General features: G+C 65.3%; 24 protein-coding genes. 13 read left to right on the forward strand and 11 right to left on the reverse strand.

Annotated elements, in window-relative coordinates:
- Positions 1–45: 45 nt before the first annotated feature.
- The 8 genes from GGQ98_RS12520 (at position 46) to GGQ98_RS12555 (ending at position 7,663) form a co-directional block, all read left to right on the forward strand.
- Positions 46–2,484, forward strand: a complete 2,439-nt coding sequence (locus tag GGQ98_RS12520) for a hybrid sensor histidine kinase/response regulator (protein WP_184070012.1) — start codon at positions 46–48, stop codon at positions 2,482–2,484.
- A gap of 13 nt (positions 2,485–2,497) precedes the next feature.
- Positions 2,498–2,935 carry a chemotaxis protein CheW gene (locus tag GGQ98_RS12525; RefSeq protein ID WP_184070014.1) on the forward strand — a complete coding sequence of 146 codons (438 nt, stop codon included), beginning with the start codon at positions 2,498–2,500 and terminating at the stop codon, positions 2,933–2,935.
- A 62-nt stretch (positions 2,936–2,997) separates the two neighbouring features.
- Positions 2,998–3,363, forward strand: a complete 366-nt coding sequence (locus GGQ98_RS12530; protein ID WP_184070016.1) for a response regulator — start codon at positions 2,998–3,000, stop codon at positions 3,361–3,363.
- Positions 3,364–3,372: 9 nt separating this feature from the next.
- The gene (locus GGQ98_RS12535; protein WP_184070018.1) at positions 3,373–4,464 is read left to right on the forward strand and encodes a protein-glutamate methylesterase/protein-glutamine glutaminase; all 1,092 of its coding nucleotides are present in this window, start codon (positions 3,373–3,375) and stop codon (positions 4,462–4,464) included.
- Positions 4,461–5,315, forward strand: coding sequence for a CheR family methyltransferase (locus GGQ98_RS12540; RefSeq protein ID WP_184070020.1), 855 nt, complete (start codon positions 4,461–4,463; stop codon positions 5,313–5,315). Before GGQ98_RS12535 ends, GGQ98_RS12540 begins: the two co-directional genes overlap by 4 nt.
- 55 nt (positions 5,316–5,370) lie before the next feature.
- A complete protein-coding gene (locus tag GGQ98_RS12545) occupies positions 5,371–6,078 on the forward strand; it encodes a J domain-containing protein (RefSeq protein ID WP_184070022.1) in 708 nt (235 codons plus the stop codon).
- Entirely contained in the window at positions 6,075–6,977 is a 903-nt protein-coding gene (locus GGQ98_RS12550) for a DMT family transporter (protein WP_184070024.1), read from the forward strand. The genes GGQ98_RS12545 and GGQ98_RS12550 overlap by 4 nt, the downstream gene beginning before the upstream one ends.
- Entirely contained in the window at positions 6,974–7,663 is a 690-nt protein-coding gene (locus tag GGQ98_RS12555) for an N-acetylmuramoyl-L-alanine amidase (protein WP_243451860.1), read from the forward strand. The genes GGQ98_RS12550 and GGQ98_RS12555 overlap by 4 nt, the downstream gene beginning before the upstream one ends.
- On the opposite strand, the gene GGQ98_RS12560 is transcribed toward GGQ98_RS12555, so the two are convergent.
- A complete protein-coding gene (locus GGQ98_RS12560; RefSeq protein WP_184070028.1) occupies positions 7,639–8,196 on the reverse strand; it encodes a hypothetical protein in 558 nt (185 codons plus the stop codon). The two genes, GGQ98_RS12555 and GGQ98_RS12560, sit on opposite strands and share 25 nt — an antisense overlap.
- Before the next feature lie 136 nt (positions 8,197–8,332).
- Between GGQ98_RS12560 and GGQ98_RS12565 the strand changes: the two genes are divergently transcribed.
- Both GGQ98_RS12565 and GGQ98_RS12570 read left to right on the forward strand, forming a co-directional pair.
- Positions 8,333–9,160: an NTP transferase domain-containing protein gene (locus tag GGQ98_RS12565; protein WP_243451861.1), complete on the forward strand. Its 828-nt coding sequence runs from the start codon at positions 8,333–8,335 to the stop codon at positions 9,158–9,160.
- A 9-nt stretch (positions 9,161–9,169) separates the two neighbouring features.
- Positions 9,170–9,907, forward strand: coding sequence for a phosphocholine cytidylyltransferase family protein (locus tag GGQ98_RS12570; RefSeq protein WP_184070030.1), 738 nt, complete (start codon positions 9,170–9,172; stop codon positions 9,905–9,907).
- Between the two features lie 41 nt (positions 9,908–9,948).
- Here the strand turns inward: GGQ98_RS12570 and ligD are convergent, their stop codons facing one another.
- Entirely contained in the window at positions 9,949–12,435 is a 2,487-nt protein-coding gene (gene ligD, locus GGQ98_RS12575) for a DNA ligase D (protein ID WP_184070032.1), read from the reverse strand.
- Between the two features lie 2 nt (positions 12,436–12,437).
- On the reverse strand, positions 12,438–13,292 hold the full coding sequence (ku, locus tag GGQ98_RS12580; protein WP_184070034.1) for a non-homologous end joining protein Ku: 855 nt from the start codon (positions 13,290–13,292) through the stop codon (positions 12,438–12,440).
- Positions 13,293–13,434: 142 nt separating this feature from the next.
- On the opposite strand from ku, the gene GGQ98_RS12585 reads away from it, so the two are divergent.
- Both GGQ98_RS12585 and GGQ98_RS12590 read left to right on the forward strand, forming a co-directional pair.
- Positions 13,435–13,740: a hypothetical protein gene (locus GGQ98_RS12585; protein ID WP_184070036.1), complete on the forward strand. Its 306-nt coding sequence runs from the start codon at positions 13,435–13,437 to the stop codon at positions 13,738–13,740.
- Between the two features lie 45 nt (positions 13,741–13,785).
- Complete coding sequence (locus GGQ98_RS12590; protein ID WP_184070038.1) at positions 13,786–14,787, forward strand: threonine ammonia-lyase; 1,002 nt, start codon at positions 13,786–13,788, stop codon at positions 14,785–14,787.
- Positions 14,788–14,830: 43 nt separating this feature from the next.
- On the opposite strand, the gene dmpG is transcribed toward GGQ98_RS12590, so the two are convergent.
- The 3 genes from dmpG to GGQ98_RS12605 are packed head-to-tail and all read right to left on the reverse strand — an operon-like array spanning position 14,831 to position 17,576.
- Positions 14,831–15,862, reverse strand: a complete 1,032-nt coding sequence (dmpG, locus tag GGQ98_RS12595) for a 4-hydroxy-2-oxovalerate aldolase (protein WP_184070040.1) — start codon at positions 15,860–15,862, stop codon at positions 14,831–14,833.
- The gene (locus GGQ98_RS12600) at positions 15,859–16,791 is read right to left on the reverse strand and encodes an acetaldehyde dehydrogenase (acetylating) (RefSeq protein WP_184070042.1); all 933 of its coding nucleotides are present in this window, start codon (positions 16,789–16,791) and stop codon (positions 15,859–15,861) included. Before GGQ98_RS12600 ends, dmpG begins: the two co-directional genes overlap by 4 nt.
- Entirely contained in the window at positions 16,788–17,576 is a 789-nt protein-coding gene (locus GGQ98_RS12605; RefSeq protein ID WP_184070044.1) for a 2-keto-4-pentenoate hydratase, read from the reverse strand. Before GGQ98_RS12605 ends, GGQ98_RS12600 begins: the two co-directional genes overlap by 4 nt.
- Positions 17,577–17,660: 84 nt before the next feature.
- On the opposite strand from GGQ98_RS12605, the gene GGQ98_RS12610 reads away from it, so the two are divergent.
- Positions 17,661–18,422 carry an IclR family transcriptional regulator gene (locus GGQ98_RS12610; RefSeq protein ID WP_184070046.1) on the forward strand — a complete coding sequence of 254 codons (762 nt, stop codon included), beginning with the start codon at positions 17,661–17,663 and terminating at the stop codon, positions 18,420–18,422.
- 15 nt (positions 18,423–18,437) lie between these two features.
- On the opposite strand, the gene GGQ98_RS12615 is transcribed toward GGQ98_RS12610, so the two are convergent.
- From GGQ98_RS12615 to GGQ98_RS12635, 5 genes are all read right to left on the reverse strand, one after another.
- Positions 18,438–19,703 (reverse strand): glycoside hydrolase family 130 protein, encoded by a 1,266-nt coding sequence (locus GGQ98_RS12615; protein ID WP_243451862.1) that lies wholly within the window; start codon positions 19,701–19,703, stop codon positions 18,438–18,440.
- Positions 19,704–19,743: 40 nt separating this feature from the next.
- A complete protein-coding gene (locus tag GGQ98_RS12620) occupies positions 19,744–22,002 on the reverse strand; it encodes a glycosyltransferase (protein ID WP_184070050.1) in 2,259 nt (752 codons plus the stop codon).
- Between the two features lie 35 nt (positions 22,003–22,037).
- Positions 22,038–22,544 carry a hemerythrin domain-containing protein gene (locus GGQ98_RS12625; protein WP_184070052.1) on the reverse strand — a complete coding sequence of 169 codons (507 nt, stop codon included), beginning with the start codon at positions 22,542–22,544 and terminating at the stop codon, positions 22,038–22,040.
- A gap of 206 nt (positions 22,545–22,750) precedes the next feature.
- Positions 22,751–24,892, reverse strand: coding sequence for a glycosyltransferase (locus GGQ98_RS12630; RefSeq protein WP_184070054.1), 2,142 nt, complete (start codon positions 24,890–24,892; stop codon positions 22,751–22,753).
- A 5-nt stretch (positions 24,893–24,897) separates the two neighbouring features.
- Positions 24,898–26,082: an HlyD family secretion protein gene (locus GGQ98_RS12635; RefSeq protein ID WP_184070056.1), complete on the reverse strand. Its 1,185-nt coding sequence runs from the start codon at positions 26,080–26,082 to the stop codon at positions 24,898–24,900.
- Between the last annotated feature and the right edge of the window lie 353 nt (positions 26,083–26,435).

The raw sequence follows: 26,435 nt of genomic DNA on the forward strand, positions 1-26,435 counted from the left end.
CACTCCCGGTCAAGGTAGCGGCGCGCGCACTGACCGGGATGGTATATGGACGAGTTGCTCAGCGATTTTCTGACTGAAACGGCGGAAAATCTGCAGACCGTGGACAACGAGATCGTGCTTTTCGAGCGCGAACCGGGCAACCGCCACGTGCTCAACAACATCTTCCGCCTCGTGCACACCATCAAGGGAACGTGCGGGTTCCTGAACCTGCCGCGCCTCGAACGGCTGGCGCACGCCGCTGAAACCGTGCTCGGCAAGGTGCGCGACGGGCAGGCGGAGGTGTCTCCCGTCGTGGTCAGCGAAACGCTCGCCGCGATCGACGGTATCAAGGCGATCCTCGCGGTGCTGGAAGCGACGGGCAAGGAGCCGGTCGGCGACGACGAGGCGCAGATCGCGCGGCTGAACGCGGCCATCGCGGCGCCGAAGGTCGAGCCTGTGCAACCCGCCGCGGCCTTGCCCGAGCGGGACGGGGCGGGGCGGGGCATTCAGTCGATCCGCGTTTCGGTTGCGCTTCTCGAACAGCTGATGACCACGGTTTCGGAACTCGTGCTGACGCGCAACGAGCTTCAGCAGCATCTGCGCACCCTGAAGGACGACCGGCTCGCGGTCCCGCTGCAACGCCTGTCGGCGCAGGTGGGCGAGCTTCAGGAAACCGTCATGCGGACGCGGATGCAGCCGATCAGCAACGCATGGAGCGCGCTGCCGCGCCTTGTGCGCAGCCTTTCGGTCGAACTCGGCAAATCCATCGATCTCGACATGCAGGGCGGCGATACCGAACTCGACCGCCAACTGCTCGAACTCATCAAGGATCCGCTTGCCCACATGATCCGCAACGCCGCCGACCACGGCATCGAGACGGCGGAGCGGCGCAGGGCGGAAGGCAAGGACGCGCAGGGTCGCGTCACGTTGAACGCCGCGCAGGAAGGCGGGCATATCATCATCACGCTCGCCGACGACGGCCGGGGTTTCGATGTCGATCGGCTGAAGGCGAAGGCCGTGGCGCTCAATCTTCTGACGGACGCCGAAGCCGCGCAGCTTTCCGCGCAGCAGGCCCAGCGTCTGGTATTTCATCCGGGGCTCTCCACGGCGGAGCAGGTGACTTCGGTTTCGGGGCGCGGCGTCGGCATGGACGTGGTGCGCGCCAACATCGAGAAAATCGGCGGCACGATCGACATCGAATCGACCCCCGGCAAAGGGTCGCGTTTCACGATCCGCATTCCGCTGACACTCGCCATCCTGCCCGCGCTGATCGTGTCAGCGGGAGGGCAGCGTTTCGCGGTGCCCCAGATGTCGGTCGTTGAACTCGTGCGGGTGGGGGGGAGCAGCGAGCACGTGGTCGAGCATGTGAACAACGCCGCTGTGATGCGCCTGCGCGGCCGGTTGCTGCCGCTCATCCGTCTCGGGGCGCTGCTCGGCATCGACCGTGGCGGCACGCAGGACGGCTATGTGCTCATCGCGCGCACGGGGGACATCAGTTACGGGCTTATCGTCGACACCATCTTCGATACCGAAGAGGTCGTCGTGAAGCCGGTCGCGCCGATCCTCAGGACGCTCAGCGTCTATTCGGGCAACGCGATCCTGGGCGACGGCGGCGTGATCATGATCCTTGATGCGAACGGAATCGCGGCAAGCGTTGGAATTGCCGGAGAAAGCGATTCGATCGCGATCGAGGCGCCGGTTCGGGAGGCGGCGCGGGAAACCGACGCCATGCTTCTGTTCCGTGCGGGAAGCCCGCATCCCAAAGCGGTGCCGCTCGCACTCGTGACACGGATCGAGGAGTTCGACGCCGCCGCCGTCGAGTGGAGCGAAGGCAGCCCCGTCGTGCAGTATCGCGGCGCGCTGGTGCCGCTGCTGGCGGTCGACGACGGTGTGCCGCGCACCGAAGGCGGCCAGGCCGCGCTGATCTTCGACGACGGCACCACGACCGTGGCGCTGATGGTCGATGAGGTGCTCGACATCGTCGATACGCATGTCGATATCTGCATGACGAGCGACCTTCCCGCGCGGCTCGGCACAGCTGTCGTCGCCGGGCGCGCGACGGAAATTCTCGACGTGACGCACTATCTTTCGCGTGGGGGTTCGCGCGCACCGGCTGCCGACGACGCGGCGGGACGCCGTGTGCTGATCGTCGACGACAGCGCGTTTTTCCGAAACATGCTGAAACCGCTGCTGGCCTCCGCCGGCTACCGCGCGATGACGGCGTCGAGCGCCGACGAAGCGCTGGCGCTGCGCGAATCCGGCGAGTGTTTCGACCTCATTCTTTCCGATATCGAAATGCCGGGGCTCTCAGGCGTCGATTTCGCGCGCGCCGTGCGCGGCGACGATCGCTGGCGCGAAACGCCGCTGGTCGCGCTGTCCTCGCTCGCGGGCGAGGATCACGTGCGCCGGGGCGAAGCGGCGGGCTTCAACCAGTATGTCGCCAAGTTCGATCGGTCCCGCCTGCTCGATGCCGTCGCGCGGCAGATCAAGGGAGAGGCCGCATGATGGGAGCAACCGCATGATTCCGGCGAAGCTCGTTACGGTCGTGCTCGGCGGCCAGGTGCTCGGCATCGATGTCGCCCGCGTGCAGGATGTCATCCGCCTGGGCACGGTGAGCCCGGTGCCGCTTGCGCCGCACTGGATCGCCGGGGTTATGAACCTGCGCGGCCGTATCGTCACGGCCATCGATCTTCGGGCACGCTTCGACCTTCCGCCGAGGCAGGACCGCGCGGGATCGATGTGCGTCGTGGTGGAGCATCAGGGAGAGCCCTACGGGTTCATCGTGGACGACGTCGGCGATGTGATCGATCTCGCGCCCGACCAGATCGAAGCCAATCCGCCGACGCTCGATCGCCGCTGGCAGCAGGTCTCCGACGGGATCGTGAAACTCGACGTGCTGATGGTGCTCGCCAGCGTGCGCGCGATCATGGACACCGAACTGGCTGCGGCAGCTTAACGCGAATGCAAGCATTTCCGTGCAAGACAGAATTTGCGGAACACTCTGTGCGAGAGCCTGTGATGAAATCGTGTCTCATCGTCGACGACTCAAAGGTCATCCGCAAGGTTGCCCGCCGCATTCTCGAGGATTTGAGCTTTGCGACCGACGAGGCTGCGGACGGCCGCGATGCGCTCGAACATTGCCGGCAGACAATGCCCGACGTGATCCTGCTCGACTGGAACATGCCCGTGATGAGCGGCATGGAATTCCTGTCGGTGCTGCGTGCCGAACAGAACGGCAAGCGCCCGGTCGTGGTGTTCTGCACCACTGAAAACGACATGGCGCACATCCGCGCCGCGATCGACGCCGGCGCCGACGAATATATCATGAAGCCCTTCGACCGGGATGTCATCGAAGCCAAGCTGGCGCAGGTCGGCGCGCTCTAGGCGGTTGTGATGAACAGGGCCGCTGCCCCGGCAAAGCACGCGAAGGCGGTCCGTGTGCTTCTTGTCGATGATTCGGGCGTAAGCCGCGCGTTGATGACGCGGTGGCTGCATGATGATCCGCAAATTCGCGTCGTCACCACCGCCTCCAACGGTGCAGATGCCATCGAAGCGGCGAAGGCGCACCCCGTCGACGTGATCGTGCTCGACGTCGAAATGCCCCGCATGGACGGCATCGCGGCGCTTCCCCGGCTTGTCGAGGCCGCACCCGGCGCGCGCATCCTCATGGCCTCGACGATCACCACTCGCGGCGCGCGGGTGACGTTTCAGGCGCTGAACCTCGGCGCGACGGACGCGATCGCCAAGCCGCGCAGCGGCTGGGCGACCGCCGCCGGCCCGGATTTTCGCGATGAGTTCGTGCGCAAGGTTCGCGCGCTCGGGGAAATCGAACGGCCCCGGCACGCGCCGCGCCGGGTTCCGCCGGAGGCTGCCGCATCCTACACGCGCGCCGAACCCTCGCGCGCAGTGCCGCAGGCCATCGCCATCGGCGCCTCGACAGGCGGCCCCAACGCGCTGTTCGAGCTGATCGAACAGCTGCCCAAGCCCGTGCGCGTGCCTATCATCGTCACGCAGCACATGCCGCCGACCTTCACGGCGATCCTCGCCGAACACATCGCGCGCCGCAGCGGACTGCAAGCCTTCGAAGCGAGCCACCGTATGCCCGTTCAGCCGGGCGTGGTCTATGTGGCGCCGGGCGGGCGGCACATGGAGGTCGCGCGCACCGGCGCGGCGGTGCGGCTGCTCCTTACCGACGCGGAGCCTGAAAACTTCTGCCGGCCTTCGGTCAATCCGATGCTGCGTTCGGCCGCCGCCGTCTGGGGCGCCGCCACGCTCGGGGTGATGCTGACAGGCATGGGATCGGACGGGCTTGAAGGCGCGCGCGCGATCGTTGCGGCGGGCGGGACGATGCTCGCGCAGGATCAGGCGAGTTCCGTCGTCTGGGGAATGCCGGGCGCGGTGGTGAAGGCGGGGCTTGCCGCTGAGATGCTGCCCATCAGCGGGCTTGCCTCGGCGATCGGGTGTCTGCTCGAGGCGGGCCGATGACGCCGCCCGACGCCGGTTTCGACGCTCTGGCATCGCTGCTTCGCGTCCGTGCGGGGATCGAACTGACCCGCGCCAAGCTCTATCTCGTCGAGTCCCGGCTGGGGCCGATGGCGCGCGCGCGCGGCTTCGTGAGCGCGTCGGCGTTTCTGGAGCAGCTTGCCCGGGACGGCATCGGCGACGTGCTTGCGACCGATCTCGTCGAAGCGATGCTGAACAACGAGACGTTCTTCTTCAGGGATATCCAGCCCTTCGATATGCTCCAGCAGCGCATACTGCCGCAGCTGCGCGAGGCCCGCGCGGCATCGCGCCGCATTCGCATCTGGTGCGCGGCGTCCTCGACCGGTCAGGAGCCCTACTCCGTAGCGATGCTGTTCGCGGAGGATCGCAGCCGCTGGGACGGCTGGACGATCGACATCGTCGGCACCGATATCTCCCGCCGCGCGATCGCGCGGGCGCGTAGCGGGCTGTACTCGCAGTTCGAAGTGCAGCGGGGCCTCAGCGTTCACCGGCTGATGGCGCACTTCGAGAAGGCGGGGGAGCACTGGGCGCTGAGCCCCGCCATCCGCGCGATGGTGCGCTTTCAGCCGATCAACCTGCTCGGTCCGTGGGCGCTCGGCGCGCCGTTCGACGTCATTCTGTGCCGCAATGTGCTCATGTATCTCGCGCAGGACAGCAAGCAGGATATCCTCGCGCGCATCCACCGGAACCTCAGCCCCGACGGACGCCTGGTTCTGGGCGCTGCCGAAACCGTGCTGGGCGTCAGCGATGCCTTCGTGCCGGACCGTCAGAACCGGGGACTCTACCTGCCCGTCTCAGGGTTTCAGCCGCCCGCGTTTGCGCGCGCGGGCTGATTTCCTGCCTCGCCCCCGGTTCCATCCGGGCGCAACAGCGTCTAGAGAGCGGCGCATGTCGATCTGGGGCAAGATTCTGGGAACCGCCGTCGGCCTCGCCATCGGCGGGCCGCTGGGCGCGCTTGCGGGTCTTGCGGCCGGGCACGCGATCGACATGGGCGCGGCGCGGCTTGGCCGCGGCGAGCGCGCGCAGGTCGCCTTCACGATCGCCGCCATCGCGCTTTCGGCCAAGATGGCGCGCGCCGACGGCTATGCCTCCGCCGACGAGTTCGCCGTTTTCGAGCGCCTGTTCCATGTGGAAGCGGCCGAGCGCACCAATGCCGAGCGCTTCTACGACCTCGCCAAGCGTTCGACGGACGGCTTCGAAACCTATGCCCGGCAGGTGCGTGGCATCATCGGCGCGGGGTCGCCCGTGCTCGAGGATCTTGTCGAAGCCCTGCTGATGATCGCCGTGGCCGACGGGGTCACGCGCGAGGAGCTGGACTATGTCGACAGCGTGCGGCGCGAGTTCGCGATCAGCGACGCCGATTTCGCGCGGATCACGGCGCGCTACATCGCGCCCGAGCCGGATGATCCCTATGTCGTGCTGGGTGTGGAGCCGGGCGCGGACAGGGAAACCGTTCGCCGCGCCTACCTTGCGCTGGTAAAGCGGCATCACCCCGACCGCCACTATGCGGAAGGAACACCTGCCGAGTTCATCCGCGTGGCCGATCTGCGCATGGCGGAGATCAACGCGGCGTACCGGACGATCATGACGTCATGAAACCTGCGCACCTCGCCTTCATCCTGTTCATCGACATGCTCTGGGCGATGAACATGGTCGCCGTGAAGGAGATCATCGACGCGACCGGCCCGCTCACCGGCAGCTTCCTGCGCTACGTGATCGTGCTGCTGTTCATGCTTCCCTGGCTGCGGCTGGTGAAGGGGCGCATGCTCGATATCGTGATCGCCGGTATCGTCTCGGGCGCGATCTTCATGGCGCTCGGCGGGCTCAGCTTCGCGCTTACCGAGAATGTCGCGGCGCTTGCCATTGCCGGGCAGCTCGGCGTCCCGTTCAGCCTGCTGCTCGCGGTGATCTTCCTGGGCGAGAAAATCCGCTGGATTCGAATCGTCGGCACGGGCGCTTCGTTCGTCGGCATCGCCATCATGGGCTTCGATCCGGCGATCTGGGATGAACGGCTGGGCGTGAGCCTTACCATTATCGCGTCGTTCACGTGGGCGGTCGGCTCGCTGCTGTTCCGCCGCCTCAAGGGCGTCAACCCGCTCACCATCCACGCCTGGCTCGCGTTCGTGAGCGCGCCGGTGCTGCTCGCCGGCGCGCTGTGGTTCGAACCTTCCGGGTTTGCCCGCGTCGCGGATGCCGACACGGCGCTCTGGGGCTGGCTGCTCTATGCGGCGGTCGGCTCGTCGATCATCGGCCATGCGGGGATGAGCTGGCTGCTCCAGCGCTATCCGGTAACGACGATCATGCCGCTCACCTTGCCGACACCGCTTGTTGCGGCGATTATCGCGGTCGTGGTTTACGATACGCCGATCAGCATGGAATTCGTCATCGGCGCGCTCGTCACCTTTGTCGGGGTCGCCGTGGTGACGTGGCGGAGCGTGACGCAGAAGACCGACGAGGAACTGGTGAAGGAATGGGCGCGCGAGGTGAAGCGATGATCGACTGCCCCTCACCCAATCACGACGTGCGCGCGCTGCCCGTTTCGATTGTGGTGCTTCATTACACGGGCATGGAGTCCGCCACGGCGGCGCTGCAGCGCCTCACCGATGCGGAAGCGAAGGTCTCTTCGCACTATCTGATCGCGGAAGACGGCAATGTGCTGCGCCTTGTGGCCGAAGACCGGCGCGCATGGCACGCGGGCAAATCCTTCTGGCGCGGCATCACCGACGTCAACTCCGCAAGCGTGGGCATAGAGATCGTCAATCCCGGACATGAATTCGGCTATCGAGCGTTTCCCGAGGCGCAAATGGATGCGCTGGTGCCGCTGCTCGCGGACATCGTGAAGCGGCACGGCGTCCGCCCCGGCAATGTCATCGGCCACAGCGATATCGCGCCTGCGCGCAAGGCCGATCCGGGCGAACTGTTCGATTGGCCGCGCCTTGCCGGCCTGGGGCTTGCCGCCGGGGCGCCCGCCGCGACGGACGATCCGCACTGGACCGACGCGGGTACGTTTCTCGCGCTCGAACGCTACGGGTATGACGTGAGCAACGGCCGGGCCGCCGTCGTCGCGTTCCAGCGGCGGTTCCGCCCTTCGAACATCGACGGCGTGATTGACGGCGAGACGCGCGCGATCCTGCTCGGGCTGCTGCTGACGACGCCTCAGGACGAGCTGCGGCTCGCCTGAGCCTCGGCCTTCTCGGCGCTGATCGGCAGCGGCGCGGCGGGCGGCTTGCAGCCCTTTGAAGCGCCGTAGCCTTTCAGGAAGCTGCGCCGCGCGACACCCGTGATGATCGCGGCCTGGTAACGGCGCTTATTCTCCGCGCTGCCTGAAATTTCGCGCACGATGCCGCGAAAGGGCAGGATCAGGTTGGAAAGGAAATTGCCTGAAAGCCGCAGGACCGTGTCCGCGCGCTTCTTGCCCTTGTTTTCGGTGATCTCCACATCCAGATCGGGTCCGAGCACGGCATCGAGCGTTTCAACCGCCGTGCGCACCTGCGAACATTTGCGGATGCCTTTGAGCGAATAGGGATCATCCAGGATGTCGATCAGTTCCTGCGGAATCTCGTCTTTCTTCAGGTTGATGTCCTCGACCGGCTGCGCGGCGGCATCGAGCGCGCGGTCGAGCGTCGGCTTGTCCTTTTCGCCCGGTGCGGACTGGGCGAGCGCGGTGTGCGACGATAAGGCGAGTAACAGCGCGGAGACGGCAACACGGCGCATGAACAATTCCCTCGATACGCCCCCAGGCACTCTTGCCGCTTAAATCGGGCGCCGCACAAGCATAGACTTCGCCCGGATTTGGCCATAGGCGGCTTCAAGGATCACGTGTTGCGATTTTGCGACAAGGACGGGCGCGTTGGAAACGGACCATAAACCGCGGCTTACGGCGCTGCTCGTCGCCGGTAGACGCACGGGCGCTGATCCGCTCGCGGCGCATTTCGGCGTGGAGGACAAGGCGCTGATTGCGGTCGCGGGGGAGCCGATGCTGTCGCGCGTGGCGCGGGTGCTGGCGGATCATCCCCAGGTCGCGCGCACGATCGTGCTGGCGCAAACCCCCGAACGCCTGCTGGCGCATCCCGGCACCGCGTGGATGGCGTCCGACACGCGGATCGGCGTGCTTGCGGGCGGGGATTCGGTGAGCGCCGCAGTCGCCGCCGCGCTCGAAACCCACGGCGACGCCTGGCCGTTCCTCGTCACCACCGCCGACAACGTGCTGCTCGATGCGGCGACACTCAGCACCTTCATCGCCGGGGCCCGAACGCGCGGCACCGACGTTGCGGTGGGTCTCGTGCCGCGCGCTGTCTTTGCGCGCGCCTACCCGGACGCGCGCCGGACATGGCTGAAATTTCGCGGCGGGGCCTATTCGGGCGCGAACCTGTTCTTCCTCGCCCGCCCCGCAGCGCTCTCCGCCGTGCGTTTCTGGCAGCGCGTGGAAAGCGAACGGAAGAAGGTGCGCGCCATCGCCCGCGCGTTCGGTCCGGTCCTCCTCCTCGGCTATCTGGTGCGCGCGATGCGCATAGAGGGCGCGCTGGCACGCGCGGGGGTCAGGATCGGCGTCACCGCCGCGCCCGTGCTGCTGGACCGGCCGGAAGCCTGCATCGATGTGGACACGGTGGAGGATCACGCGATCGCCGGCGCTATCCTTGCCGGGCGTATTCCACATCCTGCCACATTTTCGGGCTAGGCGCGCCGGATGACGAAACGCGCCATCATCCTCAGCGCAGGGCAGGGCTCACGCCTGCTTCCGCTGACCGCCGACCGCCCGAAATGCCTGATCGAATTTTCGGGCCGCACACTTCTCGACTGGCAGCTCGACATGCTGATCGCAGGCGGCATCGACGACATCACGGTCGTGGTCGGCTTCAATTCGGACATGGTGGACGCCGCGCTCGCCCGCCGGAGCGATCAGGCCGTCGTGCGGACGCTGTTCAACCCCTTCTACCAGGTGGCCGACAATCTCGGCTCGGTATGGCTGGCGCGCGCGCTGATGGACCGGCCCTTCCTGATCCTGAACGGCGACACGCTCTTCTCGCGCGAAATCGTGGCGCGCGTGCTTGCCGCCCCCGATGCGCCGATCCGCGTCACGGTCGATGTGAAACCGGATTATGACCTCGACGACATGAAGGTCCGCCGCGAAGGCGAACGCCTTCTCGATATCGGCAAGCGCCTGACCGCCGAGGAGAGCAACGCCGAATCGATCGGTTTCCTGCGCTTCAACGCCGAAGGCGCGGCGCGCTTCCGCGCGCAGGTGGAGCAGATGATGCACTCCCCCGAAGGCACGCGAAGCTGGTATCTGCGCGCCATCCATCACATCGCGGCCGATCCAGCCTCCACCGTGCTCACCACCTCGATCGAGGGGCTGGAGTGGGGCGAAGTGGATTTCCCCGAGGATGTCGCGGTCGGACAGAAACTCACCGCCGGCTGGCGCTGAGAGGCCCGGGTGTCGATCGGCCCAATGACATACTTTCTGGGCTAAACGCCCGGCAAGTGCTGCGCAGCGGCGCCCCAACCGGCGAGATCGCGGCTGCCCGCGCGTTTCAGGAGCGTCTTGGCATCCTTCACGGTGAAGGTGTCAGCCTTGGTGATCCCGTCCAGCTCTTTCCACGACACTGGCGCCGCGACCGGCGCGCCGGGCCGGGCCCGCGCGCTGTAGGGGAGGATGGCGGTCGAGCCGCGCTGGTTGCGAAGCCAGTCGATGAAGATGCGGCCCTTGCGCTTGGCTTTCGACATCGTCGCGGTGAAGCGATCGGGCTCAAGCGCGGCGATGGCACGCGCGAAGCGGTCGGCGAAGTCCTTCACAGCGTTCCAGTCCGCGCCGGTGAGCGGCACGACCACATGGATGCCCTTGCCGCCGGTGAGCATGGGGAAGCTGGCGAGGCCGATATCGGCAAGGTGCCCGCGCAGATCCTTCGCAGCGGTTTTCACGGCCTCGAAACCGACCGCTTCGTCCGGGTCCAGATCGAACACCATCCGGTCGGGCCGCTCGACATCCTCGACGCGCGCACCCCAGCCGTGGAATTCGATCGTGCCCATCTGAACGCAGGCGAGAAGGCCCTGCACGTCCTCGATGTAGAGATAGTCGCCCGGCTTGCCGCTTTTCTCGACGATGGCGATGTGGCGCACCGCCGGCCCGAAACTGCCGCTGTCGTGTTTCTGGAAGAAACATTGCCGCGCCCGGCCCTGCGGGCAGCGCACGAGGCTCGCCGGGCGGTGCGACGCCCACGGCAGCATGATGCCGCCGACCTGCCGGTAATAGTCCGCAAGCGCGCCCTTGGTGATCTTCGCTTCGGGGAAAATGATGCGATCGGCATTCGTGATCGACACGGTTTCGCTGTTTTCGATCTGGGCCGGGGTCTCGGGGACGACGTCCTTGGGCATCTTGTCCTCCCGCAGGCCGATGAAGCTGGCGTGGCGCAGACGGTTATCGGAGGTGAATTCGGCATAGGCGATTTCGGCGACGAGTTTCGGCGTGACCCAGTGTGCGCCGCGCGATTCCGAGGCGGCAACTTCGACCGGCGCGGTCTTGCGGGCAAGCGGCCGGAGCCTGTTTTCGAGCATCGCGAACGTATCGGCATCGAAGCCCGTGCCGACCTTGCCCGCATAAACGAGCGCGCCGTCGCGATTTTGCGCCAGCAGCAGCGAAGCGAACGGTCGCGCCCTGGCGCTGCTCGTGGTCCAGCCGACGATTACGAACTCCTGCCGCCGGGTGCATTTCACTTTCACCCAGTTTCGGGTTCGCCGCCCGGAATAGGGGGCATCGACGCGCTTGCTGATGATGCCTTCCTGCCCCGCACGGCACATCGCCTCATACAGCGTCTCACCTGCACCCACGATATGATCGGCATAGCGGATGGAACCGTCAGCGCCCAGAAGGCCGGCGAGACTTTGCTTGCGCGCCACATTGGGAAGCGGTGTCAGGTCTTCGCCGCCGAGTTCCAGAAGATCGAAGGCGAACAGTACGAAGTCGCCGCCGCCGTCCCTGAGGGCTTTCTGCAGAGCGCTAAAGCTGGGGTTGCCGTCGCTGTCCATCACCACGATCTCGCCGTCGATCAGACAGGGCGGCAGACCGAGCGTCTTGGCGGCTTCCACGAGCGGCGCAAAGCGGTCCGACCAGTCCAGCCCCGCGCGCGTATAGATGCGCGCCTTCTCGCCGCTGACGGCGAGCAGGCAGCGGTAACCGTCGAACTTGATTTCGTGCATCCACTCGGCGCCAGTGGGCACATGATCGACGAGCGTTGCGAGTTGCGGGGAGCGAAAGGCGGGGAGGCGCCCGCGCTCGCGGGGTTTGCCGCGCTTCGCTTGCACGGTGGAACGCCGCGCTTCGGTCATGGCGCGCGTGAACGCCTTGTCACGCTTTCCCTTCAGAGAGGTCGCAGGCGCGTCCGCCTTGATTTCCGCCATCGAGCGGCCGGTCTCGATACTGGTCAGCGCCTTTTCGACGAGGTCGTCGGAGCCTGCCGCGTGGTCATCGTCGATCTTCCTGAGCAGCCAGTTCTCCCGCTTTTCTCCGGCGCGGGGTTTCATGCGCACGAGCAGCCATTCGCCCTTCATGCGCTTGCCGCGCAGCGTGAAATGCAGATGGCCTTCCTTCAGCGTCCGCGCCGGGTCTTTGCCGGGGACAGGTTCCCACGTGCCTTCGTCCCACAGCATCACCGTGCCGCCGCCGTATTCCCCCGCTGGAATATTCCCTTCAAAACTGCCGTAGCTGAGCGGGTGATCCTCGGTCCGCACTGCGAGGCGTTTGTCTTCAGGGTTCAGGCTCGGGCCGCGCGTAACTGCCCAGCTCTTGAGAACGCCGTCCAGTTCCAGGCGGAAATCGTAGTGGAGCCGTGTCGCCGCGTGTTTCTGGACCACGAAACTGTTGCCCGCCCTGCGCCCCGGCGTACCGGCGGGCTCCGGTGTCTTTCCGAAATCGCGCCGGGCGTTATAGGCCTTGAGCGGATCTGCGCGGCGCGCCATCATCAAGCCCGCTTGCGCGCAGGCGGTTTGGTCGCGGGGCGTTTCTTCTTTGCGGCGGCGGGCTTGCGGGCGGGCGTATCGACAGATTTGCGCAATGCAGCCATCAGGTCGATCACGTTGCCGCTGCGCGGGCTTTCCTCGTCGGCATCCTCGATGATCTTGCGCCCGCGCGAGCGGCGCTTTTTCGCGATCAGGCCTTCAAGCGCCTCGACGTAGCGATCCTCGAAAACCTTCGCATCGAACGGCGCGGTTTTCTTGTTGATGAGCGTTTCAGCGAGTTCGAGGAGTTCGCTGTCGGGCTTGATGTCGTCGATGTCGCGGAAATAGGACGCCGCGCGGTTCACTTCGTCCGCATAGCGCAGCGTTTCGAGCATCAGTCCGCGTCCGCAGGGGCGCAGACACACGGCATATTCGCGCCCGCGCATCGCGATCTGGCCGAGCCCGACCTTGCGCGTGCGGCGTAGCGCCTCGCGAAGAACCACGAAGGCCTCCTCGGCCAGATCGTCTGAGGGCACGACGAAATAGGGCTTCTCATAATACAGAAGATCGATTTCCGTGACGTCGACGAACTGCGTGAGTTCCAGCGTCTTGCGACTTTCCAGCTTCACGGCATCGATCTCGTCCTGCCCAAGCAGAACATATTCACCCTTGCCGACTTCGTAGCCCTTTAGGATATCTTCCGCCTTCACCGGGCCAATGCCGGGCACCACCTTTTCATAGCGGATCGGTTTTCCCGAAGGCTCGTGAATCTGCCGAAAACTGATTTGCGCCCCGCTTTTGACAGCGGTGTAAATCTCTACGGGAATCGAAACGAGCGCGAGGCGGATCTGGCCCCGCCAATAGGGACGTGCGGCCATTCCATGCCTCCTGCGTTCAACAGCATGAATAACCTGCGGGCGATTGCGGAGTTCCCGTGTTGCTGTCGTTTCATCGCATTTCGGGGAAACCAGCATCGGGTGCGTCCGTTGGACGTGCATGAAACTCTGGAAGGATCAGGCAATGGCATCACGTGAACGAGTTGCGGAAGGACACGAGGACGAACGCCGCAACCCCGGTAAATCCGGAGATTCGATGCCCGAGAATTACGAACGTGAGGAGCGGGATACGGGTCCGCGCCAGAGCGAGAAGGACAATTCGGGCGATGAGCATCGAGACACCGAAAAGCCTGGGCGCCCCGGCTGGGGCGGGCACGACCCGCGTGCGAGTTATCAGGGCGCCGATCGCGGCGAAGATTACGGGCGCGCCGGTTATCGCGAGGAAAGCAGCCCATCGGTGAAGGCGGGAAAACCGACGACTCGCAAATGATTTTTGCACATTCATTCGCGCTGTAGAAAATGCAAAACTCGCGGGATGACTGATCCCGCTCTTACAATTGAGGCGATTCGCGCCGCGCGCGAGGCGCTCGGTTCCCGTATTGTCACCACCCCGACGCTTGATTGGGAGGCCGATGAACTCCGCGACCGTCTCGGCGCCGATACGCGCGTCAATCTGAAGCTCGAATTGTTTCAGCGAACCGGGACGTTCAAGCCGCGCGGTGCGCTTACAGTCATGCTTGCGCTTTCGGCGGCGCAGCGCGAACGCGGTGTCACAGCCGTCAGCGCGGGAAATCATGCGATCGCCACCGCTTATGCGGCGCGCGCACTCGGAATTTCCGCGCGCGTGGTGATGATGCCCACGGCGAACCCGGCGCGCATAGAGCGCTGTCGACGCCTGGGCGCCGAGGTGGAGATCGCTCCCGATGGCGCGGCCGCATTCGAACGCGCGAAGCAGATCGAGGCGGAGGAGGGCCGCGTGTTCGTGCATCCCTTCGAAGGCCCGCTGACAGCGCTGGGCACGGCGACCATCGGGCTGGAATGGGCAGCCCAGACCGAGCCGCTCGACGTGCTGATCTGCCCAATCGGCGGCGGGGGCCTGTGCGCCGGTCTGGCGACCGCTATTCGGATGCTGATGCCGAAGTGCCGCATTTTCGGCGTCGAGCCCGAAGGCGCGGACAATATGTACCGCAGCTTTGCGGCAGGATCGCCTGTGGCGAACGCCAAAATCGCAACCATCGCAGACAGTCTCGGGCCGCCATACTCGCTCCCCTACAGCTTCGGGCTCTGCCGCGAGGCAGTCGAAGAGATCGTTCTGGTGTCCGATGATGCGCTCCGCGCCGGGATGGACCTGTTGTTCCGCGAAGCGCGCCTCGCGGTCGAGCCCGCGGCGGCAGCTGCGACTGCGGCGCTCATGGGGCCCCTTTCGCAGCGGGTGCGCGGCAAGCGCGTGGGGGTGATCGTCTGCGGCGCGAATATCGATATCGCCGGGTTCACGGCAAACGTCGAAGCGGGGCAGCGGATCACGGGCCTGCAATAGGGCAGCCTCGTATCGGTGAAGATCGAAACCGTGTTCGCAAACTTCAAGCCGCGCTTTCCTTGAGCATATCGAGCGCGACATCGACGATCATGTCCTCCTGGCCGCCGACCATCTTGCGGCGGCCGAGTTCGACGAGGATCGCGCGCGTATCGAGGCCGTATTCCCCCGCCGCCTTTTCCGCATGGCGAAGGAAGCTGGAATAGACGCCCGTGTAGCCGAGCGTGAGGGTTTCGCGATCGACGCGGACAGGGCGGTCCTGCAAGGGGCGGACGAGATCTTCGGCGGCGTCCATCAGGGCATAGAGATCGCAGCCGTGGTTCCAGCCGTGAACGTCGGCCGCGGCGATGAACACTTCGAGCGGGGCGTTGCCCGCGCCCGCGCCCATGCCCGCAAGGCTCGCATCGACACGCACCGCGCCGTTCTGCACCGCCACGATGGAGTTCGCGACGCCGAGCGAGAGGTTGTGATGCGCATGGACACCGCGCTGCGTTTCCGGCTTCAGCAAGCGGTCGTAGGCCTGCAGGCGCGCGGCGTACTGATCCATCGTTAGCGCGCCGCCGCTGTCGGTTACGTACACGCAGTGCGCGCCGTAATCCTCCATCAGCTTCGCCTGTTTGGCGAGCGGTTCCGGTTCGGACATGTGGCTCATCATCAGGAAGCCGGACACATCCATGCCGAGGCCGCGCGCGTATTCGATATGCTGTTTCGAAACGTCCGCCTCCGTGCAGTGCGTTGCGACCCGCACCGAACGGACGCCGAGATCATAGGCGTGTTTCAGATCGTGGATCGTGCCGATGCCGGGTAGCAGCAGCGTCGTGAGGATGCTGTGTTCCAGCACCTCGGCGACGGCACCGATCCAGTCCCAATCGGTATGCGCGCCGAAGCCGTAATTGAACGAGCTTCCTGAAAGCCCGTCGCCATGCGCGACCTCGATGGCATCGACCTTGGCGCGGTCGAGCACCTTCGCGATCGCCTTCACATGATCGAGGCCATATTGGTGACGGATGGCGTGCATCCCGTCGCGCAGCGTGACGTCCTGAATGTAGAGCTTAGTCTTGGTGGGGTCGAAGCTCATGCGGCCATCCTTTGCGCGATCTTTTCCGCAGTCTTCAGCGCCGCAGAGGTCATGATATCGAGATTGCCCGCATAGGCGGGGAGGTAGTGCGCGGCGCCTTCCACTTCGAGGAACACGGTGACCTTGAGGCCGGTGAATTCGCCGTCCATTTCCGGGATCCGCAATGGCCGGTTGGAGCCGATGTGTTCGAACTGAACCTTCTGCTTCATGCGGTAGCCGGGGACGTATTTCTGCACCTCGGCGACCATCGCCTCGACGGAGGCCTCGATCGCGGCGGTGTCGGCATCTTCGGCGAGGCAATAGACGGTATCGCGCATGATGAGCGGCGGTTCGGCGGGATTGAGCACGATAATCGCCTTGCCGCGCGTCGCGCCGCCGACCTCGACGATGGCGCGGCTCGTGGTTTCGGTGAACTCGTCGATGTTCGCGCGCGTGCCGGGGCCTGCGGATTTCGACGCGATCGACGCGACGATCTCGCCGTAATGCACCTTCGCGACGCGGCTCACGGCGCTCACGATCGGGATCGTCGCCTGACCGCCGCATGTCACCATGTTGACGTTGCGCTCATCGAGGTTGGCGTCGCCGTTCACCGGCGGGATCGTGAACGGGCCGATCGCGGCGGGGGTGAGATCGATCACGCGCTTGCCGTGGGCCTGAAGGATTTCGTTGTGCTTCGCGTGCGCGCCGGCGGACGTGGCATCGAACACGATCGCGATGTCGGCGAATTCCGGCATGGCGACAAGGCCGTCTATGCCGCCCGCCGTGATCGGCACACCCATGCGCTGCGCGCGCTTCAGCCCGTCGGATTCCGGGTCGATGCCGACGAAGGCGCCCATTTCCAGCGTATCGGACAGGCGCATCACCTTTATCATCAGATCGGTGCCGATATTGCCCGAACCGATGATCGCGACCTTCACCTTCGCGCTCATGCGCCTGCCTTTCCGTAAGCGAACGAGACGCTGCCGAGCCCGCCGATGGTGGCGCGCACGCTGTCGCCGGGCTGGATGGGGGCCATCGGGCCGAGCGCGCCGGTGAGGATGATGTCGCCCGCGCGCAGCGGCTCGCCGCGCGCCGCGAGGGTCTGCGCGAGCCACGCGGCGGCGTTCAGGGGATGGCCGAGGCAGGCGCAGCCCGCACCGAGCGAGACGAGCGCACCGTTCACCTCCAGCGCCATGCCGCAGGTCCAGAGATCGAGCTCGGCGAGGGGTTTGCGGGTCTTGGACAGCGCGAACATGGCCGAGGAGCCGTTGTCGGCGACGGTGTCGGCGAAGCTGATCTTCCAGTCGGCGATGCGGCTGTCGACGATTTCGATGGCGGCGGCGACTTCGGCGACGGCGGCCTCGATGTCTGCGCGCGTGATGTCCGGCCCGGCAAGGTCGCTGCCGAGGATGAGCGCGACCTCTGCCTCCGCCTTCGGCTGAATGAGGCGGCGGGACGGGATGACGCCGCCGTCGGCGACCTGCATATCTTCGAACAGCACACCGAAATCGGGCTGATCGACACCGAGCTGCTGCTGCACGGCCTTTGCCGTCAGCCCGACCTTGCGTCCCACGATGCGGCGGCCTGCGGCCTGCCAGTAGCGCGTGTTGATCGCCTGAACGGCGTAGGCGCCGTCTGTATCGTTCGGCTCCAGCACATCACGAAGCGGCGCGATCACCGCCCCCGAATAGGCGTCGCGCAGGCGCGCGGCGGTGGCTTCAAAGTCCTTGCCCAAGGTCTACTCTCCTGTTTCTCGCGACCGATCATAGGCGCAAGCAACCATTGCGGACAGCGAGGCGATGGCGCTATTTCTCACCAGATGAAAAAGGGAACCCCTTCGATCGCGGCGCTGGAGCGGGGCCTTGTGCTGCTCGGGGCTGTCGCGCGCGACCAGGCCCGGCGGCCCGCGCTCGAAATCGGGCAGGCGCTGGGCCTGCCGATCGCCACCACGCACCGCCTCGCCACGACGCTTGCGAAGGCGGGCTATCTGCACAGGGTGCGGCGGGGGCGCTATGTCGCGGGGCCGGCGCTGCTGGCTGTGAGCGAGACCGTTTCGGCGCGCGTCGCCGCCGCCGAAGCCACGCGCTCCGTGCTGGCCCGGCTTACGCGGAACACGGGGCTTTCGGCGCATCTGGGCTGCCTTGAAAGCAACATGGTGACGTATCTTATCAAGGAAGGCAGCGAGCCGGGGCTTTTCACGCGCGAAGGCATCCAGCTCGAAGCCTATTGCTCGGGCATCGGCAAGGTGCTGCTCGCGCACCTGCCCGAGAAGGCGCAAGCCGAATACCTCGCAAACGGGCCGTTCATAGCGCTGACGCCGCGCACGATCACGGACCCCGCAGCATTGAGGGAGGCTTTCCGCCTGGCGCGCGAGAAGGGCTATGCGGTGGACGACGAGGAGGTCGTCTCGGGACTTACCTGTCTCGCCGTGCCCGTGCCTGCGGCAGATGGCGCCGTGACATTCGCGATATCTCTGTCGGGCGCCGGGGCGTGGCTTACAGGGCCCACGCGGCTCGCGCGGCTCCGCGCGGCCGCACTGGAGGCGGCCGAAGCCGTGCGGCCGTTCGCGGGGCTGGTTTAGCCGCCGCGCGCGGCGTCAGGAGAGGGTGGCCAGCAGGTCGGGGATGCGTGTGAACGCGAACGCCACCGCACTGTCGGCGACGCCGTAGGGGATGAAGAGGCAATCCCTGTGACGCATCGCGCCGCATGTATAGACCACGTTGGGCACATACCCCTCGCGATCTTCTTCCGATGCAGCGAGCAGCGGCGCGACCGTACGGCCGAGCACGCGCGACGGGTCTTTCTTGTCGAGCAGCACGGCGCCGATCGAATATTTGCGCATGGCGCCGACGCCGTGGGTGAGCACGAGCCAGCCTTCATCGAGTTCTATCGGCGCACCGCAATTGCCGATCTGCAGCAGTTCCCATGAATATCGCGGCGAAAGCAGCAATTCCCCGTCATCCCAATGGGTGAGCGTATCGGAACTGATGAGAAAGAGGTTCTCCCCATCCTGCCGGCCGATCATCATGTAGCGACCGTCGATCTTGCGGGGAAAGAGCCCCATGCCCTTGTTGCGCGCTGCCCGGCCCGTAAGCGGGGTCAGGTGGAAGCTGCGGAAATCGCGGGTCGAGAGCAGTTCCGACCGGATTTCGCGTCCGTTGTAGGCGGTGTAGGTGCCGAGCCATTCGTAGCTGCCGTCTTCGTGTTCGAAGCGCAGAAGGCGCAGGTCTTCAAGGCCGTTGGTCTGCGCCGCTGTAATCGGAAACAGCACCGTGCCGGACAGGGTGCTGTCCGCATGGCGATAGACGCAGACCGGACCTTCCTGCAGCCTTTCCTCGGGGTCGTGCGCATCGGCGGCCGTGGCGAACGGCGGCTCCGGCGCCAGCTTGAGCTCGCCTTTGGCCCCCAGAATGCCTTCGCGGAAGGCGATCGAGGAAATATGCCCCTCGCCGACGGCGCGCAGCGAAAGCACGATACGCACGCTGTCCTCTTCAAGGCCGGACTGATCGACATGCGGTACGACGCTGGGGTTCATGAGCGCCGCTGCGGCATAGCTGTATTCATGGCAGAAGTAGGCGCCGATGAGCTGCCGCCGCGCTGAGCTCAGCTGCGCCGTGTCGAGCTTCAGCGTGGATGCCACTTCCTCGCAGCGGGTGAGGAACACCTTCTGCGTCTGCCAGTGCCGCGCTTCGAAATCGCGCATGACGAGCGCAAGCTCCGCAGCGACCGTCGCTTCGTCGAGCGCGAGGACGACATCGACGATGCGCCGGCTGCGGCTGGGCGCCGCAGTGGACGCCTGCCAGCCGAGGTGAAAGGGGCGCACGACCACACGCGACGGGTCGGCAGTCAGGCGGAGAGGCAACGTACGAATCGCTTGCAAGGTTTGGCCCTGTCTCTCCGGCTCAGGCGGAGAGCTTCTCCGCCGGATGCTGCTGTGCCGCCGATTCGGCACGTTTTGAAAGCCTGATCATGGCACAAGACGACAATTGCAAGGCAAGGAGCGACTCCGCACCCTGATTGCGATTGACGCCGACCGGAGTCAAACCGTCGAAACACCCGCCGTCTGCCCGTGTCGCCAGCGGGGTGCCGAGGTCGTTGTGTCCCAGGAACCACTGGTAGCAACTGCGCCCGGCATCGAGCCAGAATCTGTCGCCCGTGACGTCGAATGCCGCGATGCAGGCTTCGAGCGTCGCGTGCGCTTCGAGCGGCTGTTGATCGAACGGCAGCGGCCGCTTGTAGCTGCGGCCGAAACTCTCGCTTCCGACAGCGCGGAAATGCCCTGCGGGTGCAGTTTGCTGTTCGACGATCCAGCGCAGCATCGCGAGGCCGGTTTCGATGAACGCGGTATTCTTTAAAAAGCGCCCCGCCACCAGAAGCGCCTCGGGCAGGCGCGCATTGTCGTAGGCCAGCACGTTTTCGATCCAGGTCCAGTCCGGCCTCCGCGCGGCGTCGAGTATCCTGAGCAGCCGCGCGCCGGAGCCTTCGGCAATCGTGCGAGCGGCTGTATGATCCGGCACCGCTTCAAGCACGGCGACGGCGCCGAGCATGGCGAAGGCACTTGCCCGGGGCGACTCGAGCGTCATCGCACGGCTCGTCGTATCGAAAAGCTGCAAGCCCCATTCGCGATATTTTGAAAACGGCGATTCCCGTGCCGTTACGCCGAGCGCCCAGAGCGCGCGGCCGCAGGAATCCTCTGACCCTTCCTCTTCGCACCAACTGCGGTCGTACGCCATGAAGTTCCGGAATCGTCCACGCGCGGGATTCCACGCATGCTGAACGAACGCGGCGTATACCGCAGTCCACTGATCGCGCAGCGTTTCATCCAGACCCGGCAGGCGGTGCATCAGAATAAGGGCGCGGGCATTGTCGTCGACACAATAACCGTGATCGCGGTCGGGCACGGCGAATATGCCGTGCTGCAGCATGCCGGTCGCATCGCTCATGCGCAGCACGGCGCTCGGGTCGGGCGTCAGGATCGTCTCGACAAGCCGCGGCGACAACCGCGCGGGCTTTTCCTCATGTGACGCGGCGAGCAGAGCATGGGCCTTTCGCGCCAGCTCCGACCACAGCATCGAACGACCGCGATCGTAAGCCCGCGTGCTGTAGCCGAGGCGTGTGCGTGTATTGGACAGCAGATCCGAGACGGCCTCCGCCATTGCCTCGCTGTCGCGGAACGGAACGAGGATGCCGTGATCGTCATCCAGAATTTCCGTCGCATGCAGATAGGGCGTCGAAACCACCGGCTTGCCCAGACCCACCGCATAGCTGAGCGTGCCCGATGTGATTTGCGCAGGGTTCAGATACGGCGTGACGTAAATATCCGCCGCCTGCAGATGATCGAGCAGTTCGTCCTGTGCGACGAAGCGATCGATGAAGGTGACGTGCTGTTCGACATCGAGTTCGCGCGTAAGTGCCCTCAGGCGCTCGCGATACGTTTCGCCCTCGGTCCGCAGCAAGTTCGGGTGCGTGGCGCCGAGCACGATATAGAGCGCGTCGGTGTGCCGGGCCGCCACCCCGGACATCGCGCGGATCATCGTATCGATCCCTTTATCGGGCGCGAGAAGACCGAAGGTGAGGATCACCTTGCGGTCTGTCCAGCCGAAAGCGGGTTTCAGCAGGCCGGGATCGACATGCTCGCGATCGGGAACGCCGTGCGGAATGACGCTGATGCGCGAAGCCGCAGTGCCGTAGGTCTCTTCAAGAATGGCCCGCCCGCGTTCCGCCATCACGATGATGCGGCTGCTTCGGGCGAGCAGCGCATTCATCACGCGGCGCTGATCCTCGTCAGGCTGTTCGAGAACGGTATGAAACGTGGTGATGACCGGCAGGCTCGTGCGCGCGAGCAAGTGGAGAATGAAATCGCCGGCGACGCCTCCGAATATGCCGAATTCGTGCTGCAGCCAGATCGCCTGCGCGCCGCTTTCCTCTATCATTTCAGCCGCTTCGGCGTAGGCGTCACGGTCTTGATCGTCCAGAACGCGGACATCCTGAGGATAACGATCGCGCGCTTCCTCTCCCTTCATCGCATAGAAATCGATGCCCAAGTCCGGGAAGGCCGCCGCCAGGGCATTGCGGCAATCGGTCGTGAACGTCGCGATGCCGCAGCGGCGGGGTTCGCTGTTGCCGATGAGCGCTATGCGGCCGAGGGGCGCAGCAGGCACGCGTTCGCTCGTGCAAATGTTCCGGGGCTGCGTGGTCACGCCGTGACGAGCTTCACGGCACTCGGCCGTGCGACGGGAAGCGCCTTCGACGCGGCCTTCGCCATCAGCTCTTCCTTGCGGGCGAGCATCTGATCGCGGAGGGCAACGAGATCGACATCGGCCTTGCGCGCCTGCGCGAACATACCCTCCGACGGGCGTTCTTCCTCGGCGACGTGGTGCTTGATCTCCTCGGAGAGCACGGTCACTTTCGCATCGTAATATTGCTCGTCGGGGAACGCGGACTGAAGGTCGTTGATGAGCACCTTGGCGCCGTCGTGTTCGACATAGCCTTCATCAAGCATGTCATCCTCGATCTTGCCGCGCAGGGCGGGATAGAAGATTTCTTCCTCGATCATCGTATGAATTTTCAGCTCGGTGCAGATTTCCTGGACCAGTTCACGCTTGCGCTTGCTGTCGCGCGCCTTTTCGAAGGCTTCGAATAGGTCTTCAACCTTGCGGTGATCCGCCTTCAGAAGTGCAATCGCATCCGTATACTCCGCCATGACCGAGTCTCCTTGACGCATGAATAAGGGGCTCACGAACGCGAAAGCGAACGTGGCAGTGCTGTCGATTGTCTAAGTTGTCCGCTCAACGCACGGCGAGCGTGACACGTTCCGCGATTCGTCGCACTGTCTGTAGACGGATTGAGCCGGAGAGCAAGGGGCACGCAAACCTTGCCCTGCCCCGCTGATACTGAACGCCGGGGCGTTCAGGCCGCGCGCTTCGGCTCCTGCTCGGCGCCGGTATATGCCGCGAGCGCGACTTCCGCCTCCAGGCCCGCCGTTGAAAGCGTTCGGACGGCGGCGGGCTGAACAAGGCGCGTGGCGGCGGAGAGCTTGATTTCCGGTGCTTCCGGCTCGGGGACGGGAAGGGGACCGGCCTGCAGCGTGAGATCGGCTGCCCAAAGCCTTCGAATGACGGCGCCCGCCACCGCGAGTGCCGACGGGCGCTGCGCATTGACCCTGATACGGTTCGTGAACAGCCAGACGATGAGGCGATCCCGAACGTCTTCGGAATGAAAATCGAACGCGATGCCGATGCGGCGGCCGGTGCGGCGGACGAAGCCCCGAACGATGCCGACTTCGGGAAGGACCACCTGTACGCGCTCGCCGATCGCCAGGTCGGCCGGTTCGGCGACCTCCATGCCGAGGCCCGAGAGCGAAATGTCGCCCTTGCCCGACGTAATCATGTGGCCGGCATCGCTGAGCAGCGACAGCGGCTGCTGGATTTCGAACCGTTCCTCGCCCCGGATACGCGGCTTTTCGAGGCACATCATGGCCACGAGGATCATCACCAGCATACTGAGCAGCAGCCAGAAACTCACCATCGGCAGAAGTTCATCCTGCGCGACGATGCGATAATCGGCGCCGATGTTGGCGACCATGCCCGCCACGCTTGCCGCGATCAGGAACAGGCATGAGAAAAGCACGCGGCTTTCCCAGTTGCCGCCGCCCGCCGATGACCCTTTGGGCGTGACCTTGAAGGCGTGGCCGTGCGGCTTGATGAGCGTCTGCAGGACGACGGGGAGGATGCGGAACATCTGGAACACCGCAAGAACCTGCGCCGCCAGCGGAAAATACCGGCCGGGCGCGAGCAGCGTGATGCCGACGAGCAGCGCTAATACGAGCGGCAGCAGATAGCTGGCCAGGGCCGGCAGATCGACATCGATCATCGGCGACAGGTTGAAGAGCATGAACAGGATCGGCATCAGGATCGCGAAGGCCGACTGCAACCCCTGCGTGATCCACGCCGTGGGCAGGAACATCAGGCGGTGTCGGAGTTTCAGACCCGGGCCGAGCGGCCCTTCCTTCAGATAGAGGATCTGGATCGCGCCCTGCGCCCAGCGCTGCCGCTGCACGAAGAAGGCGGCCGTGCTCTCCGCCGCGAGGCCGTATGCCAGCGGTTCGTTGAGATAGCGCGTGACGTAGCCCTGGCGCAGGCTGGCGAGCGTCAGCAGCATGTCTTCGGTGATCGAGCCTTCGGGCAGGCCGCCGCCGATATCCTCGAACAGCTTGCGCCGCGTGACCGAATTGGAACCGCAGCAGAACGAGGCGTCCCAGCCGTCGCGGCCTGGCATGATCGCTTCGAAGAAGAAGCGCTGGTCGTCCGGCATGCTCTGCTGGAGACCGAGGTTGGTCTGCATGGGATCGTGATTGTAGAAGCTGTGCGGAATCTGGACGATCCCGATCTTGGCGTCCTCGAAGAAGCCCATCGTGCGGAGCAGAAAATCGCGCCGGGGCACGAAATCGGCATCGAATACCGCGACATAGGGGGCGGTCGTGAGCGTCAGGGCGTGGTTGATGTTGCCGGCCTTGGCACCCTTGTTGTCGGGGCGGTTGATGTAGCCGGCGCCCTTGGCGACGCAAAGGTCGTGCACCCACTGGCGGCGGCCGTCATCGAGCACCCAGATACGCGCATCGGGCCAGTTCAGCGCCAGGCATCCGAGGATGGTTTTTTCCAGAACGTCGCGGGGTTCGTTATAGGTCGCGATGAAGACGTCGACGGCGGGCAGGTTTTCGGCATTCTCGTTCCACCGGGTGCGAAGCAGCGCCTCGCCAGTGTCCGCTTCCGCCGAACGGTCCGTGGGGCGCGAGAGGATCGCGAGCAGGACGGCGGCATCGAACAGCGCGGCGAGTTCCACGGTGAGGCACAGCAGCGGCCACCACAAATCGCCGGGACCACCGGACCACGGTATCGTCCGGGTGATCCGCCAGTGGAGATAGTAGAGGATCGTTGCGCCGACCGTGGCGATGATACCGGCGCGGCTGTAGCGGACGCCGCCGAACAGCAGCAGCGCCCCCATCACCAGGGCGAGGGGAGCCAGCGTTTCGACGAGCGGGATCGTGTTCAAGGCGGTCAGAGTGTTCGGCTGAAGCGCACTTCGGCGAGGCGTCCGACATCGCATCTGCGACTGCTGTCGAGCGTATCGGTGCTGGACACGGAAAGCGCGACATCCACGATGATTTCGCGGGCCCCCGGCCTCGAATATGTGGAAGCGGCGAGGAGCCGCTCTTCCCGCCGACTCGCGGCGCCCGAAATGCTGGAGATGCGGCCTTTCATCCAGCGATCCGAGCCGATCAGACGCACATCGGCAGCGCCGCCCGGTACGACGGCCTCGGCCTTGCGTTCGGGGAGTGCGACCTGCACGAAACGGCGGCGGCAATCGACGAGATCGAGAATGGGTTCGCCTGCACGTACGGACGCGCCGGAGCTTGCCGTCGCTGCCCAGACGAGCGTTCCGGCAGGCGCGCGGTAGCTTGCGCGGCCGAGCGCGTCCTTCAATCGCAATTTGGCGCGTGTGTGCTGCGCGGTCGCGTCGCTCAGCGTCTTTTCGATGGACTGGCGCTGCAGCATCAGCCGGTCCGCCTGCTGTGTGGCGTAGGGCGCATCGTTGTAGCTGTCGCCGATGAACACGCCCGAACGCGCGGCCTCCTCCGTCACCTCGATGGAGCGGAGTTTCGCGGCTGCGCTGCTGCACTCGCTGCTTGTGCGCGTGGCTGCGGCTTCGGCCTTTTCCACGGCGGCGGGGGACATGAAGCCGTCGCTTGCAAGCCTGCGCACGCGCGTGAGCGCGGAGGCCTGTTGCAGACGCTCGGCATGGCATCCGCGCAGGTCGGCGATGGCCGCGCCGCGATCCTCCCCGAGCCGTTCGCGCGTCGCGGAACTGAATGCCGATGCCCGCTTGTCGAGCCGGTGTTCCTCGGCGCGAAGCTCGGCAAGCTGGCGGCTTGCAAGATCCATCTGCGCCTGCGCCAGGTCGGCCTGCGCGGCGAGATCGGCGACCTCTCCGGTATCCTGCGAAAGATCGAGCAGCCGGATCGAGGCGGGCCGGGCGAAATAGCGCCCGTCGGCGGGAAGCTCCGCCACCGTACCGTCGACAGGCGCCGCCAGACGGATCAGCGGCGCATTGATTGCGGCCTGCGTCGAGACGTTGTTGAAGACATACGGCGCGAAACCGATCGCGCTGATGGCGATAAGCGACGCGGCAAGCACAAGGCGCGTGCTGCGCGCGCGGAGGAAACTCTGAGCGTTGATCTTCATGTTCGGCGGCCCCTACGCCAATCGGGCTGTTGGCGCTGTACGGCATTCCTAAACGAACCCGGCTAATACCGGGTTAACCGAACCCGCCGCGAAAAAATCATTATGGACGCCGTGAGCCTCTCCCGCCGGAGGGCACGGCTGCGGGGCACATCGGGCGCCTGGTAAAGCGCCATCTACCCGCATTCACTACGAACTACTCGCTGGCCGCAATTACAACCCCAATATCACGGTCTTGTCCGGCTTCGGCCCCATTGGTTCGGCTAGGTGTTTAGTCCCTCGTTTTGATGGTGCGGTTCTCTGATAAACCGTTTTGGCTGCTCGGACCATATTTTGCAGACATATTCATATGGGGT

It is taken from the genome of Sphingosinicella soli (assembly GCF_014199685.1).
In the GTDB taxonomy this organism is placed as follows: Bacteria; Pseudomonadota; Alphaproteobacteria; order Sphingomonadales; family Sphingomonadaceae; genus Sphingosinicella; species Sphingosinicella soli.

Bases quoted from the DNA above. Each gene is read 5' to 3' on its own strand.
- GGQ98_RS12555 (WP_243451860.1), top strand. From the start codon at position 6,974: ATGATCGACTGCCCCTCACCCAATCACGACGTGCGCGCGCTGCCCGTT.
- GGQ98_RS12625 (WP_184070052.1), bottom strand. From the start codon at position 22,544: ATGGCGGAGTATACGGATGCGATTGCACTTCTGAAGGCGGATCACCGC.
- GGQ98_RS12585 (WP_184070036.1), top strand. From the start codon at position 13,435: ATGGCATCACGTGAACGAGTTGCGGAAGGACACGAGGACGAACGCCGC.
- ligD (WP_184070032.1), bottom strand. From the start codon at position 12,435: ATGGCGCGCCGCGCAGATCCGCTCAAGGCCTATAACGCCCGGCGCGAT.
- GGQ98_RS12550 (WP_184070024.1), top strand. From the start codon at position 6,075: ATGAAACCTGCGCACCTCGCCTTCATCCTGTTCATCGACATGCTCTGG.
- GGQ98_RS12570 (WP_184070030.1), top strand. From the start codon at position 9,170: ATGACGAAACGCGCCATCATCCTCAGCGCAGGGCAGGGCTCACGCCTG.
- GGQ98_RS12560 (WP_184070028.1), bottom strand. From the start codon at position 8,196: ATGCGCCGTGTTGCCGTCTCCGCGCTGTTACTCGCCTTATCGTCGCAC.
- GGQ98_RS12530 (WP_184070016.1), top strand. From the start codon at position 2,998: ATGAAATCGTGTCTCATCGTCGACGACTCAAAGGTCATCCGCAAGGTT.
- dmpG (WP_184070040.1), bottom strand. From the start codon at position 15,862: ATGAGCTTCGACCCCACCAAGACTAAGCTCTACATTCAGGACGTCACG.
- GGQ98_RS12635 (WP_184070056.1), bottom strand. From the start codon at position 26,082: ATGAAGATCAACGCTCAGAGTTTCCTCCGCGCGCGCAGCACGCGCCTT.
- GGQ98_RS12540 (WP_184070020.1), top strand. From the start codon at position 4,461: ATGACGCCGCCCGACGCCGGTTTCGACGCTCTGGCATCGCTGCTTCGC.
- GGQ98_RS12610 (WP_184070046.1), top strand. From the start codon at position 17,661: ATGAAAAAGGGAACCCCTTCGATCGCGGCGCTGGAGCGGGGCCTTGTG.
- GGQ98_RS12520 (WP_184070012.1), top strand. From the start codon at position 46: ATGGACGAGTTGCTCAGCGATTTTCTGACTGAAACGGCGGAAAATCTG.
- ku (WP_184070034.1), bottom strand. From the start codon at position 13,292: ATGGCCGCACGTCCCTATTGGCGGGGCCAGATCCGCCTCGCGCTCGTT.
- GGQ98_RS12535 (WP_184070018.1), top strand. From the start codon at position 3,373: ATGAACAGGGCCGCTGCCCCGGCAAAGCACGCGAAGGCGGTCCGTGTG.
- GGQ98_RS12545 (WP_184070022.1), top strand. From the start codon at position 5,371: ATGTCGATCTGGGGCAAGATTCTGGGAACCGCCGTCGGCCTCGCCATC.
- GGQ98_RS12600 (WP_184070042.1), bottom strand. From the start codon at position 16,791: ATGAGCGCGAAGGTGAAGGTCGCGATCATCGGTTCGGGCAATATCGGC.
- GGQ98_RS12525 (WP_184070014.1), top strand. From the start codon at position 2,498: ATGATTCCGGCGAAGCTCGTTACGGTCGTGCTCGGCGGCCAGGTGCTC.
- GGQ98_RS12590 (WP_184070038.1), top strand. From the start codon at position 13,786: ATGACTGATCCCGCTCTTACAATTGAGGCGATTCGCGCCGCGCGCGAG.